Origin of the sequence: Brevundimonas sp., assembly GCF_965227765.1 — a bacterium.
GTDB lineage: Bacteria > Pseudomonadota > Alphaproteobacteria > Caulobacterales > Caulobacteraceae > Brevundimonas.
This window is the reverse complement of record NZ_OZ245778.1, coordinates 1,363,087-1,376,241: the sequence shown is the minus strand read 5'-3', so window position 1 is coordinate 1,376,241 and position 13,155 is coordinate 1,363,087. Positions and strand designations below refer to the sequence as shown.

The window sequence follows — 13,155 nt, the reverse complement described above, 5'->3', positions numbered from 1 at the left end:
TGTCTCAGGCCGTCTGTCGAAGGGTCGAGGGTGCGGAGGCGAAACGATCGAGCTCAGCCTCCAGGTCGGGGAAATCGACGGCGACATGGCGGGCGCCGCCGGCGATCTGTTCATCGACGGTGTGAAAGCCCCAGCCGACGCCCAGCGGATCGACGCCCGCGCGGACCGCCATGGTCATGTCGTGGGCCGTGTCGCCGATCATCACGGTCGTCTCGGGCGAGGCGTCGCAGGCGGACATGGCGGCCAGCAGCATGGCCGGGTCCGGCTTGCCCGGCCCGTCCTCGGCGCAATGAGAGGACAGGAACAGGTCGGCCCACCCCTCGCGCGCCAGATTGCGGGCTACGCCGCGCCGATTCTGTCCGGTGGCCAGAGCCAGTTTCCAGCCATCCCGGTGCAGACGACGCAGGTGCGCCATCACGCCGTCGTACAGCGGCTCCTTGTGGCCCGCCGCGTACATCCGGCCGAAGCTGGCCTGGAAGGCCGCCACGAAATCGGCCAGCTCGGCCTGGGTCAGGTCGGGCTCCAGCGTGTGCAGGGCCTTGGGCAGGGACAGGCCGACGATCTGGCGCACGCGGTCGTATTCGGGCTCGGGCAGGCCCAGGTCGCGCGCCGCCTCGGTCGCCGCACGAAAGATCGAGGCGCGGCTGTCCACCAGGGTGCCGTCGATGTCGAAGATTGCGAGCGGCCGGTTCATCGCTGACGCTTCACGCCTTCGAACGGGTCGTAGTTGGCCTCGCCCTCGTCAAAGCCGAAATGCTGGAAGCCAGCGCGCAGTTCGGGGCTGATCGGCGCCTCGACGATCAGCTTGCCGCCGCCGGGATGGTCAAGCTCGATGCGCCGGGCATGCAGTTGCAGCTTCAGCGGCCCGCTGAGTTCATTGGAGCGCTCGTCGCCGTATTTGGGATCGCCCAGGATCGGATGGCCGATGGCCTTCATGTGCGCCCGCAGCTGATGGGTCCGCCCGGTAAAGGGCCGCAGCGCCATCCACGACGCCCGCTGGCCCGCATGGCTGATCAGGGCGAAGGCGGTCTCGGCCGGTTCGGCGCCGTTCTCCTTGGGATCGGCCGGTCGCATGATCTCGTAGTCGTTGATGCCCGACTTCTTCAGATGCATGTCGATCTGACCGGCGCTGGGCTTGGGCATGCCCATGACGATGGCCCAGTAGGTCTTCTTGGCCTGACGCCGCGCAAAGGCGCCCGCCAGCCGCTTGGCCGCCTCCGGTCCCTTGCCCAGCAAGAGGACGCCCGAGGTGTCGCGGTCCAGCCGGTGCACCAGACGAGGCCGGTCCATCCCCTCGCCCCAGGCCGACAGCAGACGGTCGACGTGCTTGGTCGTCTTGGTCCCGCCCTGTACCGCCAGGCCCCACGGCTTGTTCAGGGCGATGACCAGCTTGTCCTCATAGATGACCAGGGACTTGGCATAGGCCACGTCCTTGGCGCTCAGCGTCTCGCGTTCGCCCTCGGCTCGGACGATCGGCTCGGGGATCGGCGGCACGCGCACGGCGGCCCCGGCGGTCAGGCGACCTTCGGGCTTGATGCGGGCGCCATCGACGCGGATCTGACCGCCGCGCGCCATCTTCTGCACCTGGATGTTGGACAGGTGGGGCCAGCGCCGCCGGAACCAGCGGTCCAGCCGGATGCCGTCCTCGGCCTCGGCCACGTAGAGGATCTGCGCCTCCGCCGTCCCCGCAGCGCCTTTCGGAGCGGGCGCCGCCTCGGCTTCGTCTTCCCTGGGGTCGTAACTCACAATACCGCTCCAAACGCCCGTCGCGCGATGAACAGTCCGACCATCAGGGCCGTGACCGCCAGGACCACCGACAGGCCAACATAGGCGCCCGCCATTCCGTACTGACGGCGCTCGATCATGAGCACCGTCTCCAATGAAAAGGCCGAGAAGGTCGTGAACCCGCCCAGCAGGCCCACGGCGGCGAAGACCCGCACGTTCTCGGCGCCCGCTCCGCCCTTCAGCGCCAGCCAACCGGCGACCAGTCCCATGACCAGGCCGCCGACAACGTTCACGCTCAGCGTCGCCCATGGCCAGGCAGCGCCGGGCGCGAGACGCGCAGCCGCCGCCCCGACGCCATAGCGCGCCATGGAGCCCAGGGCCCCGCCCAGGCCGACAAGAAGCAAACGTGTCATGATGCCGGGCTTATAGCGCGATCTGCCCGGTTGCGAAGGAAGACTATGCCCCCCTCGCGCCGATGGGGGTTCGGCCAAGTCGGTCGCCACGGTCCCTGAACGAAACGTCACTTGCCGGGCGGTACGGTTAACGGCGATAGCTGGCGTAACGGCGCCGCTTCGCGCCTTACGAGAACGCCGTCCGCCCAGTGTCGTTCTCTGTCATACTGCCGGGCTGAAACCGCCGAGGCCCGAAGCGTCCGACATGTCGAACGATCATCCCCACGACCACAACCCGCATCCAGGCCACGCGCCGGATCCAGGCCACGCACCCGCGGCCGACGCCTATCCGTCGTCGCCGTTCGAGCCCGCGCCGATCCAGCCCGCGCCTCAACCGCAAGCCTATACGCCGCCGCCCGGCTATATCGCCCAGACACAGACCAATCCCCCGCCCCCCGGCGCGCAGGATTCGCACAATCGCGCCGCGCCCCAGGGCGTGCCGGATCGCCCCGCCCCCTTGCGCGAGGCCGACGGAATCCTGAGGCCGATCCAGGACGCCGAGGTCTTCTCATCCGATCCGGCGACGATCGCGGCCGTCTCGGCCCATATCAACGAGTATTTCAACCAGCCGCTCGACATCTTCCCCTTCTGGGAGACCGAGGGCAAACCCGACCGTTTCCACGTCCTGTTCGCCCGCCAGATCGAGGAACGGTTCCCGGTCGACAAGGATTTGCGCGCCCACATCCACGCCTATGGCCGCCGCGTGTTCCGCGCCCTTTGCGTCCATGTCGGCACCAAGCGCCTGTGCCAGTTCCTGGCCATGGTGGGGTTCGCGCTCCTGGCCACCCTGGGTCCGACCTGGTTCAGCCAGTGGACCGGATCGCTGATCTCGGGCGCAGCCATCGCCGCCGGAGCCATGGTCGCGGTCGTCGGCCTGTGGTGGGGCGTGCAGCAAATCCTGTTCATCCAGTACCGCTTCCGGCTGGAGAACGACTCTTACGAACTCTCGCGCGAGATCGTGCAGAGGACGCGCGAGTTGCAGAACCTGTTCACCTCGGCCCGCGCCATGGCCGACCAGGCCGAGACCCAGTACCAGATGGACGGCAAGGGCTGGGGTCGCCGGTCACACTTCCTCACCCGCCTGACCATGTGGCTGGGCGCGCGCATGGAATATCTGGAAAAGCACGTTCAGATGGAGCTGTGGCGGGTGCGGCGAGAGCGTTACTGGATGCGGTGGTTTGCCCGTTTCGTGACGCCGCTGGTCTTCCTCGTCTGGCTGGGCGCCTTTTTGCTGGAGCCCGCACCGGTCGAGGCGGCCTGGTTCCGAGGCCTGCAGGGGCTCGCCATCATACTGGGCGCACTGGTCAGCACCCTGTCCTACTTCCTGTGGACCACGCCCGTCGGCGCAATCCAGAACAAGCTCGGGGTCGAGGGCTGGGTTCGCTACGCCTCCCTGGACGTGGACGACGCCGTCGCCGATCAGGTCCGGCGCGACAAGGAACGGCTGGTCGAATACCGGGCGCTGACGCGGGGGCGCTAGCGGGTTCAGCGCCTCAGCGCGCGCTGAACCTCGCGCGCGTCATAGGCCTCTGCGCGATCCGGAGCCTGGCCTCGGCCGAGACGAACCTCCAGCACGGTCGAGGTCGGCGACGGCCCGCTGAAGTTCAGGCCCACGCCGACGCCGACGCCGGATGACCGATAACTGCCGTAGCGACCGCCGTACCGGGACGATCCGCCGCCGATGGACACGCTCGGGCGGACGCCGCCGGCGCTGTCTGGCCGACCATCGATGTAGCGTTGCGTGACCTCGAACCAGTCATAGCCCTGCTGGGTGGTCAGTTCGGCTGCGCGCAGCAGGGCGTAGTCCGCGACCGGCCCCGGCTCGCCTACGCCGCGATAGGAGACGCGATAGCGGTCCATCTCGATCCGCTGCTCGGAATAGCCCTGCCCGCTCGGCCCGACCTGGGCGCCGTAGGGCGCCAGGCTGGCGCAGGCCGTCAAGGCGAGTGCAGAGGCCGAAATGGCCAGGACAGATAGGGGCTTCATAGGCGTAACTCCCTGTTTCGTTTGTGATAGCGTTGCGGTCGGCGACAAGTTCCTTAACGGCTCAATCCCATGGCCTGAGCCAGGGCCTGAAAGTCCTCAGGCAGGGGGGCCTCAACCGTCGTGCGGCCGCCCTCGGGATGCGGGAAGGACAGTTTCGAGGCGTGCAGCATCAGCCGGGGCGCCCCCCTCCCCGCCGCCGTCAGCGCCCCGCCGTAGCGCACGTCCCCAACCAGAGGCCTTCCGATCGAGGCCATATGCACCCGCAACTGATGCATCCGCCCCGTCTGCGGCTCCAACTCGACCAAGGCCCCCTCATCAGACGCGGCCAGGGTTCGATAGCGGCTGACCGAGGCCTGGGCGCCTTCCACACCGGGCTCGACGACCCGCATGTAGCTTTCGCGCCCGATCTCCTGGCGCAGCAGCGGCGCGTCGATCACTCCGGCTCGTGGCTCGGGCGCCGCCGACAGCAGGGCCAGATAGGTCTTGGAAAACTTGCGCGCCTGCATCGCCTTGCCCAGGAACCCCGCCGCCGGCTTGGTCTTGGCCGCCAGGATGACGCCAGAGGTGTCGCGATCCAGCCGATGCACGAGTTCGGGCCGCTTGCCGTTGGAACGAGCAAAAGCCCACAGCAGGTCGTCCAGCGTATGGGCCTGGATCCGCCCGCCCTGGCTGGACAGGCCGGACGGCTTGTTGAAGGCGATCACATGGGCGTCTTCGTGGATCACCCACGAACGGACGGCGGCGACGTCTTCGGGACTGAGGGAAACTGGCTGGCGCGGGCTCACCCGCCTCGCTTAGCGGAGCACGCCCCGCTTCGCCATGGCCCAGGCGTACCAAGCCAGAAGGGCGGCGATCAGGACGATGACGTAGGGCATATTCGTCATCATCGCCAAGGCCGGCGGTGGGGGCGGCGGAACGTCGATGATCTTCTGATAGATCAAGCTGATCAGAGCGCCGAGGAACGACAGAGCCAGCACCGGCGCGGCCAGCTTGCGGCGCACTAGCAGCAGGATCGAGCCCAACACCGCGCCCCAGACGCCGATCGCCCACGGCCCGTACATCCAGGCCGGCATGGCGTTGAAATAGTCGATCATCGGCTGATCGAAGCCAGAGGCGCGGAAGTAATTCTCGCCCTGCGTCGTCGTCATGATGAAGTCGTAGCCGCCGAAAGCATTCCACAGCAGCGACACCCCGCCCACGACCCAAAGATGCCAGGGCGTCTTCGTCGATTCAGCCATAGTCCCCTCCCAAGGATATTTGGGAGAGGTTATGCCTTCTACGCAGGCCCCGACAATGAACGGCGTTCAGTCATCCGCTCCGGCCATCGCCGCCCGCATCGCGGCCCAGCGTTCCAGCCGCGCCTTGACCTTCTCCTCATGCCCCTCGCCCTTGGGCTTGTAGAAGGTGCGACGCTCCATCTCGTCGGGGAAGAAGTTGGCGCCGGAGAAGCCTTCGGGCGTGTCGGGATCGTACTGGTAACCCTTGCCGTAGCCGAGCGACTTCATCAGCTTGGTCGGGGCGTTTCGGATATGGGCGGGCGGCATCAGCGAGCCGGTTTCATGCGCCGCCTTCCGGGCCGCCTTGAAGGCCTCATAAACCCCCACCGACTTGGGCGCGGTCGCCAGATGGACCACGGCCTGGGCCAGGGCCAGCTCGCCCTCGGGACTGCCCAGGAAGTCGTAGGTGTCCTTGGCCGCATTGGCGACGAGGATGGACAGGGGATCGGCCTCGCCGATGTCCTCGACCGCCATCCGCACGATCCGACGCGCGAGATAGAGCGGATCCTCGCCGCCGTTCAGCATCCGGGCGAGCCAGTAGAGGGCCGCATCAGGATCCGACCCGCGAACCGATTTATGCAGCGCGGATATCAGGTTATAGTGTTCTTCTCTCGATTTGTCGTAAGCTGGAGCCCGCTTCTGAAGCGTTCCGGCCAGCCCCTGCACGTCCAGCATGACGTCGTCCGGCAGGGCGAACAGCACCTCTGTCATGGTCAGCAGGTAGCGGCCGTCGCCATCGGCCAGGGCCAGCAAAGCGTGGCGCGCCTCCGGGGTCAGCGGGAGCGGCTTCTCCTCATGCGCCTCGGCTCGAATCAACAGTTGATTCAGCGCTGCATCATCCAGCCGTTTCAGCACATAGACCTGTGACCGCGACAGCAGAGCGCCGTTCAGTTCGAACGACGGGTTCTCGGTCGTCGCGCCGACCAGGGTGACGACCCCCTCCTCCACGAAGGGCAGAAAACCGTCCTGCTGCGCGCGATTGAAACGGTGGATCTCGTCCACGAACAACAGGGTCGATTGCCCCGCAGCGCGACGCATCCGAGCCGCCTCGAACGCCTTCTTCAGATCGGCGACGCCCGAGAAGACGGCCGAGATTTGCTGGAACTCATAGCCCGCCGCCTTGGCCAGAAGACGGGCGATGGTCGTCTTGCCGGTGCCGGGAGGTCCCCAAAGGATCATCGACCCCAGACGCCCGGCCTCGATCATCCGCCGGATCGGCCCGCCTTCGCCCAGCAGGTGATCCTGGCCCACCACCTCTTCGAGGGTGCGCGGTCGCAGCCGGTCGGCCAAGGGCGCGTCGGGAGGCAGGATGCCGGAGGCTTCGAAGAGGTCAGTCATGAGCCGCTACGGATAGGCGCTCAGCCGTGGCATTTCACGCACAAACAGCGATCAACGCACCGTGCCCTGGATACGGCGACCCTGACGCTCGATGGTCAGTTGGGTCGGGCCGGTAACGCGCTCCACCATCTCGACCGAGGTCACGCTTCGCCCATTGATGTCGCGGATCAGGTCACCCGGCTGGAAGCGATAGCGATAGGCGTTCGAGCCTCTGGCGACCTGGGTGATCATCACCCCTCGCGCAAAGGGATCGCCGCCCAGACGGTCGGCCAGGGCGGGGGTCAGGGAGGCCACCTTCAGGCCGGTCAACGGGCCACGGGCGATGATCACACCCTGTTCCAGATCGGCATTGCCCGGCAGAGCCTGGACCCGCGCGTCCAGCGTCATCGGCCGTCCGTCACGCAGGATCGAGACCCGCACGGTTTCGTTCGGATTGTGAGTACCGACGCGGAAGTTCAGGCCGCTCTGGTCATTGATCTCCTGGCCCGAGACAGCCGTGATGACGTCGCCTTCCTGGATGCCTGCACGCGCGCCGGGACCGCCGACATAGACCTCGGTCACGATCAGGCCCTGTGGCCGCTCCAGGCCTAGGCTGCGGGCGATGTCGGCGCGGACGCTTTCGCCCTTCACGCCCAGCCAGGGTCGAACGACCGCAGTGGCGCCGCCGATCGCGCTGTCGATTACGCGCTTCACCATGGCTGCAGGGACCGCGAAGCCCACACCCGCCGATGAGCCCGACCGCGAGAAGATGGCGGTGTTGATGCCGATCAGGTCGCCGTCCATGTCGACCAGGGCGCCGCCGGAATTGCCCGGATTGATCGCCGCGTCCGTCTGGATGAAAGAGCCGGAGTCAGAAATGCCTGTCTCGGTCCGGTTCAGGGCCGAAATAATGCCGTTGGTCACCGTCTGGCCCACGCCAAACGGGTTGCCGATGGCCAGGACCAGGTCGCCGACCTGCTGTTCCTCGCGGTCGTCGACAGCCAGGACGGGCAATTGGTCGGTGACCCCCTCAAGCTGCAGCACGGCGATGTCGGAGCGGGCGTCAGCCAGGATTACGCGGGCCGGGAACTCGCGCCGATCATTGAGGACCACGCGGATCTGCTGAGCGTTCTCGATGACGTGGTTGTTGGTCACGACGATTCCGTCCGAACGCACGATCACGCCCGAGCCGGCGGATTCGGCGACGCGCTGGCGCGGCATCCCGCCGCCGAACATCTCGAAGAAGGGGTCGGACACCCGCTGCACCGACCGGGCCGAAATATTCACCACCGCGGGCGCCGCCTGCCGAACCACAGGCGCGAAACTGGACTTCATCGCCAGGGCGTCGGTCGGGACGCTGCGTGTCGTGGGCTCCGCGAAGACGCCGTCCTGGGCCTTGGTCTCGTTGGCGTTGCCGCAGGCGGCCAGCAGCAGGACGGAGGCGATCGCAACAGTGGACGACTTCATGAGAACCTTCAGATCGGGCACGGAGTGGGTCATTTGATTGTATTTCTCTCCGCCAATCCGGCGGCATGATGGCGGCCACGCTTGATGGACTGAGGCTTAAGCGGCGGCGGCCTCGCTCCGTTCCGCCCGGCGCGCGACGACCCAGCCGATGACGGCCGCCGCCAGCAGGATGGCGCCGGCGATGTAGAAGGCGAAACCGGACACCGCCGGCGCCGTCCCCTGCCCCACGGATATTGAATAGACCCAACCGAAGAACAAGGGCGACATAACGCCGGCGACCGATGCCACGCTCATGTTCGCGCCCTGAAGCTGACCCTGTTCGCTTTCGGAGACCTGACGCGTCATCAGCGACTGGATCGTCGGCATCGCCAGCCCCCACAGGGCGTTGGGCAGCATGGCCAGAGCGAACATCAGGCCCGTCGGCGCCCAGCCCATCATGGCCACGCCCAGAGCGCCGCCGAACAGGCCCAGGATCATCGTCCCCCGGTCGCCCAGCCGCTTCACCACCGGGCCGATCACCACGCCCTGGACCGCCATGTCGAGCAAACCCACCATGGCCAGAAGGAAGCCGACCTCGCGCGGACCCCAGCCGTAACGATAGGCGGCGTAGAGCACGAACACCGCCGAAAAGACGTGATGTGCGAAATAGAGCAGGAAGTTCACAATCGAGAGCCCGGTCAGCTCGCGGTGCCGCAGCAGCAGGACCATGGCCCCGACCGGGTTGGCGCGTCGCCAGCTGAAGCGCATCCGTTTTTCCGGGGGCAGGCTCTCGGGCAGGACCACCGCCCCATACACGAAGGCCGCAGCCGACAGGGCCGCCGCCGCCCAGAAGGGCAGCCGCGCGTCATACTCGCCCAGGAACCCGCCCAGCACTGGCCCCAAGACGAACCCGCCCGAGAAGGCCGCGCCGATCAGCCCATAGGCCCGCGCCCGCTTCTCCGGCGCGGTGATGTCGGCCATATAGGCGTAGATGGTGGTGAAGCTGGACGAGGTCAGACCGCCCAGCAGTCGCCCGACCGCCAGCCACCACAGGCTGGGCGCCAGGGCCATCAGCACCCAATCGGCCGCCATCCCGGCGCAGGACAGCAGGATCACCGGCCGGCGCCCGTATTGATCCGACAGCGATCCGATGACCGGCGAAGCGATGAACTGCATCGCCGCCCACATGGCGACAAAGGCTCCGTTCCAGATACCGGCCGCGGCGTTCGAGCCCGCGAACTCCTCGATCAGGGATGGCAGGACCGGGATGACCAGCCCCATCGAGATGACATCGAGCACGGCGGTCACGAAGATGAAGCCGAGCGCGGCCTTGTGGGAACGCAGGTTGAGGATGGACATGCAACAGCCAGGAGAAGGGCCGCTCTGGATACTCCCAAGCAAGGACGCGCGCTATCCATCCTGCGTGGACCGGACACTGTGCGGATCGGCAGGGGTTACACGTTGAGAACCGAAATGGTCGGCCCGTGCGCATTTTTGATGCGCGCATCGCCAAAGCGGGCTAGGTCGCGGGCATGGATCGTTCCATGTCGCCCCTTCTGACGCTTGCCGCACGCCTTACGGGCGTTGCGCAGCTTCGACTTATGGGCGGCCGCCGGGGCTGACGGCTATCCGGCGGCGGCAAGCGATGCCGTTCGCACCTGATCCAAACACACTGATTTAAAAGGAGACGCGTCCATGTTGCGCGATCCGTCCGTAAAATACCGCGCCTTTCCTCAGGTCGACATCCCCGACCGGACCTGGCCGTCCAAGACGATCACCAAGGCGCCGCGCTGGCTGTCGACCGATATGCGCGACGGCAACCAGGCCCTGATCGACCCGATGAACGCCGAGAAGAAGCAGCGCTTCTTCGACCTGCTGGTGAAGATCGGCATCAAGGAGATCGAGGTCGGCTTCCCCTCCGCCGGGGCGACCGAGTTCGACTTCATCCGTTCGCTGGCCGATCGCGGCGCCATCCCTGACGATGTCATGCCCCAGGTCCTGACCCAGGCCCGCGCAGATCTGATCGAGAAGACCTTCGACAGCCTGGACGGGGCCAAGCAGGCGGTGGTCCATGTCTACAACGCGGTCTCGCCTGCATGGCGACGCATCGTGTTCGGCATGGAGCGTCCCGAGATCCGGGGCATCGCCGAACAGGCTGCCAAATGGCTGCGCGATCAGGCGGCCAAGCGCCCAAACACCGACTGGCGTTTCGAATACAGCCCCGAGACCTTCTCCACCGCCGAGCTGGATTTCTCGCTGGAGTGCTGCGAGGCGGTCATGGACATCCTGCAGCCGACGCCGGATCGGCCGCTGATCCTGAACCTGCCGGCCACCGTCGAGTGCGCCACGCCCAACATCTATGCCGACCAGATCGAATGGTTCGGACGCAACATCTCGCGCCGAGACAGCGTCATCATCTCGGTCCACCCGCACAATGACCGGGGCACCGGCGTCGCCGCCGCGGAACTGTCGGTCATGGCCGGCGCCGACCGGGTCGAAGGCTGCCTGTTCGGCAATGGCGAGCGGACCGGCAACGTCGATCTGGTGACCCTGGCGCTGAATATGTACACGCAAGGCGTCGATCCGGAGCTGGACTTCTCCGACATCGGCGAGGTCGTCCGCACGGTCGAACACTGCAACCAGCTGCCGGTTCATCCGCGCCACCCCTACGCCGGCGAACTGGTCTTCACCGCCTTTTCCGGCAGCCATCAGGACGCGATCAAGAAGGGCTTCGTGGCCCAGCAGGCGCGTAACGACCAGTTCTGGGACGTGCCGTATCTGCCCATCGACCCGGCCGACATCGGCTGTTCGTATGAGGCCGTGATCCGGGTCAACTCCCAGTCCGGCAAGGGCGGCGTCGCCTGGATTCTGGAACAGGACAAGGGGCTGAAACTGCCCAAGCGCCTGCAGGCCGACTTCAGCCGCCCGGTGCAGCAGATGGCCGACGACCTGGGCCGCGAGCTGAACGCCGCCGACATCTGGACCGCGTTCGAGATCGCCTATCACCTGAACGGCGACCAGCCGCTGAAGCTGATCGATTATCAGGAAACCGGCGCGGCTGGCGGCGAACGCCTGTTCTCGGGCCGCATCAGCCTGGACGGCCAGGAGCGTCATGTCTCCGGACGCGGCAACGGCCTGATGTCCAGCGTGCTGGACGGGCTGCGCGACGGCGCCGGGGTCGATCTGGACATCGCCGACTATCAGGAACACGCCATCGGTCACGGCTCCGACGCCCAGGCCGCCGCCTATGTCGAGTGCCGCACCAGCCAGGGTCGGACCGTGTTCGGGGTCGGCATCGACACCGACGTGGCGACAGCTTCGGTCAAGGCCATCCTCAGCGCTGCGACCAACGCGAGGAGCTGACTGGGCCGTTCGGCATAGTCTTCCTGCATCCAGGCCGCTGCGGGCCGCCGATCGATCTGGCAGAAATGTCAGGTCGGCGGCCCGCCACCGTCGCGTGTCGGAATGCCGAATGACCTCAAACGCCCTTCCCCGCCTGTCGCGCGACACCCTCGGGTCGCTTGCGCCGATCATCGCCACCCCGACCTATGATTTAGCTGCGGTCACGCCGGGCATCGTCCATCTGGGCTTTGGCGGTTTTAATCGGGCGCATATGGCGCGCTATACCCACGACCTGATGCAGCGACGCGCCGACGCCCTGTCGTGGGGCATCATCGGCGCGGGACTGATGCCCGCCGATGCCCGCATCCGCGATGCGCTCGCGCCCCAGGACGGCCTCTACAGCCTGGTCGAGCGGGACGCGGACGGCGAGCAGGTCACAGTCATCGGCTCGACCCCGCAGGTCATCTTCGCCGGTCAGGATTCCGCGGCCCTGCTGGACGCCATAGACGGCGAAACCATACGCATCGTCAGCCTGACCGTGACCGAGCACGGCTATTGCCTCGACGCGGCGACCAAACGGCTGGCCCTCGACCATCCGGCCATCGCCGCCGATCTGCGCACGCCCGACCGCCCCCACACCGCCATCGGCATCCTCGTCGAGGCCTATCGCCGCCGCAAGGACGCCGGGCGCCGGGCCTTCACCGCCCTGAGCTGCGACAACATCCAGCACAATGGCGAGGTGCTGAAGACCGCCGTGCTCGACTTCGCCGCCCTGCGCGACCCCGCCCTGGCCGACTGGATCGCGACACACGCCCGTTTCCCCAGCACGATGGTCGATCGCATCACGCCCGTCAGCCAGCCCTCCGACATCGCCGCCTTCGCCGAACGCTATGGTGTCCAGGACGCCTGGCCGATCTTCTGCGAGACCTTCAGTCAATGGGTGATCGAGGACGACTTCGCCGATGGCCGCCCGGCCTGGGATGAGGTGGGCGCTCAGTTCGTCGCCGATGTCGCCCCCTATGAGTTCATGAAACTGCGCCTGCTGAACGCCAGCCACCTGGCGATCTCGGGCCTGGGTCGGCTGATGGGTCACACCTTCATCGATCAGACCATGAGCGACCCGCGCATGACGCGCTACATGGCGGCGCTGATGGATCGCGAGACGGGTCCGACCCTGATGCCTGTGCCCGGCGTGGACCTGCCGGCCTACAAGGCCAGGCTGGTCGAACGGTTCGCCAACCCGACGATCAAGGACACGGTCGATCGCGTGAACGCGGACGCGGCCCTGAACTATCTGCTCGACCCCGTCCGCGACCGGCTGGCGTCGGGCGACAGCGTCGATCTGCTGGCGCTGGGCGTGGCCGCCTGGATTCGTCGCATGACCGGCGTGGACGAGGCCGGATCGAAATGGATATCCGCCACCCTCAGGCGGCGCTACTGCGTGACAAGGCGTTGGAGGGGATGGGCGATCCCTGTCCCGTCCTGTCCATCCGCTCGCTGTTCGGCGACCTGGGCGATGACCCGGAATTCGTCGAACCGCTTGGCCGCTGGCTGGCTTCTCTGCACACGGTCGGCGCTTCGCGGACGCTGAACCTGGCTGCGGCCGAACT

General features: G+C 66.9%; 12 protein-coding genes. 3 read left to right on the top strand and 9 right to left on the bottom strand.

Annotation, left to right across the window (positions count from 1 at the left end):
• Window positions 1-4: 4 nt before the first annotated feature.
• From ACO05L_RS06575 to crcB, 3 genes are all read right to left on the bottom strand, one after another.
• Window positions 5-694, bottom strand: a complete 690-nt coding sequence (locus ACO05L_RS06575) for an HAD-IA family hydrolase (RefSeq protein WP_421731365.1) — start codon at window positions 692-694, stop codon at window positions 5-7.
• On the bottom strand, window positions 691-1,668 hold the full coding sequence (locus tag ACO05L_RS06570; RefSeq protein WP_421731640.1) for an RluA family pseudouridine synthase: 978 nt from the start codon (window positions 1,666-1,668) through the stop codon (window positions 691-693). The genes ACO05L_RS06575 and ACO05L_RS06570 overlap by 4 nt, the downstream gene beginning before the upstream one ends.
• A gap of 74 nt (window positions 1,669-1,742) precedes the next feature.
• Window positions 1,743-2,138 (bottom strand): fluoride efflux transporter CrcB, encoded by a 396-nt coding sequence (gene crcB, locus ACO05L_RS06565; RefSeq protein ID WP_421731364.1) that lies wholly within the window; start codon window positions 2,136-2,138, stop codon window positions 1,743-1,745.
• A gap of 244 nt (window positions 2,139-2,382) precedes the next feature.
• On the opposite strand from crcB, the gene ACO05L_RS06560 reads away from it, so the two are divergent.
• A complete protein-coding gene (locus ACO05L_RS06560) occupies window positions 2,383-3,657 on the top strand; it encodes a hypothetical protein (protein ID WP_421731363.1) in 1,275 nt (424 codons plus the stop codon).
• Window positions 3,658-3,662: 5 nt separating this feature from the next.
• On the opposite strand, the gene ACO05L_RS06555 is transcribed toward ACO05L_RS06560, so the two are convergent.
• The 6 genes from ACO05L_RS06555 to ACO05L_RS06530 all read right to left on the bottom strand — a co-directional run bounded on the left by ACO05L_RS06555 (window position 3,663) and on the right by ACO05L_RS06530 (window position 9,562).
• On the bottom strand, window positions 3,663-4,163 hold the full coding sequence (locus tag ACO05L_RS06555; protein ID WP_421731362.1) for a CC0125/CC1285 family lipoprotein: 501 nt from the start codon (window positions 4,161-4,163) through the stop codon (window positions 3,663-3,665).
• A 53-nt stretch (window positions 4,164-4,216) separates the two neighbouring features.
• On the bottom strand, window positions 4,217-4,948 hold the full coding sequence (locus ACO05L_RS06550) for an RluA family pseudouridine synthase (RefSeq protein WP_421731361.1): 732 nt from the start codon (window positions 4,946-4,948) through the stop codon (window positions 4,217-4,219).
• Between the two features lie 9 nt (window positions 4,949-4,957).
• Entirely contained in the window at window positions 4,958-5,401 is a 444-nt protein-coding gene (locus ACO05L_RS06545; RefSeq protein ID WP_421731360.1) for a hypothetical protein, read from the bottom strand.
• A 66-nt stretch (window positions 5,402-5,467) separates the two neighbouring features.
• On the bottom strand, window positions 5,468-6,778 hold the full coding sequence (locus ACO05L_RS06540; RefSeq protein ID WP_421731359.1) for a replication-associated recombination protein A: 1,311 nt from the start codon (window positions 6,776-6,778) through the stop codon (window positions 5,468-5,470).
• 51 nt (window positions 6,779-6,829) lie between these two features.
• A complete protein-coding gene (locus ACO05L_RS06535) occupies window positions 6,830-8,224 on the bottom strand; it encodes a Do family serine endopeptidase (protein ID WP_421731639.1) in 1,395 nt (464 codons plus the stop codon).
• 96 nt (window positions 8,225-8,320) lie between these two features.
• Window positions 8,321-9,562, bottom strand: a complete 1,242-nt coding sequence (locus tag ACO05L_RS06530; RefSeq protein ID WP_421731358.1) for a TCR/Tet family MFS transporter — start codon at window positions 9,560-9,562, stop codon at window positions 8,321-8,323.
• 336 nt (window positions 9,563-9,898) lie between these two features.
• Between ACO05L_RS06530 and leuA the strand changes: the two genes are divergently transcribed.
• Complete coding sequence (gene leuA / locus ACO05L_RS06525; protein WP_421731357.1) at window positions 9,899-11,566, top strand: 2-isopropylmalate synthase; 1,668 nt, start codon at window positions 9,899-9,901, stop codon at window positions 11,564-11,566.
• 109 nt (window positions 11,567-11,675) lie between these two features.
• Entirely contained in the window at window positions 11,676-13,136 is a 1,461-nt protein-coding gene (locus ACO05L_RS06520; RefSeq protein ID WP_421731356.1) for a mannitol dehydrogenase family protein, read from the top strand.
• The last annotated feature ends 19 nt before the right edge of the window (window positions 13,137-13,155 follow it).

What these genes read in the sequence shown, in the direction of transcription:
- ACO05L_RS06560 (WP_421731363.1), top strand. Translation starts at nt 2,383, where the DNA reads ATGTCGAACGATCATCCCCACGACCACAACCCGCATCCAGGCCACGCG.
- ACO05L_RS06530 (WP_421731358.1), bottom strand. Translation starts at nt 9,562, where the DNA reads ATGTCCATCCTCAACCTGCGTTCCCACAAGGCCGCGCTCGGCTTCATC.
- crcB (WP_421731364.1), bottom strand. Translation starts at nt 2,138, where the DNA reads ATGACACGTTTGCTTCTTGTCGGCCTGGGCGGGGCCCTGGGCTCCATG.
- ACO05L_RS06535 (WP_421731639.1), bottom strand. Translation starts at nt 8,224, where the DNA reads ATGAAGTCGTCCACTGTTGCGATCGCCTCCGTCCTGCTGCTGGCCGCC.
- ACO05L_RS06555 (WP_421731362.1), bottom strand. Translation starts at nt 4,163, where the DNA reads ATGAAGCCCCTATCTGTCCTGGCCATTTCGGCCTCTGCACTCGCCTTG.
- ACO05L_RS06540 (WP_421731359.1), bottom strand. Translation starts at nt 6,778, where the DNA reads ATGACTGACCTCTTCGAAGCCTCCGGCATCCTGCCTCCCGACGCGCCC.
- ACO05L_RS06520 (WP_421731356.1), top strand. Translation starts at nt 11,676, where the DNA reads ATGACCTCAAACGCCCTTCCCCGCCTGTCGCGCGACACCCTCGGGTCG.
- leuA (WP_421731357.1), top strand. Translation starts at nt 9,899, where the DNA reads ATGTTGCGCGATCCGTCCGTAAAATACCGCGCCTTTCCTCAGGTCGAC.
- ACO05L_RS06575 (WP_421731365.1), bottom strand. Translation starts at nt 694, where the DNA reads ATGAACCGGCCGCTCGCAATCTTCGACATCGACGGCACCCTGGTGGAC.
- ACO05L_RS06545 (WP_421731360.1), bottom strand. Translation starts at nt 5,401, where the DNA reads ATGGCTGAATCGACGAAGACGCCCTGGCATCTTTGGGTCGTGGGCGGG.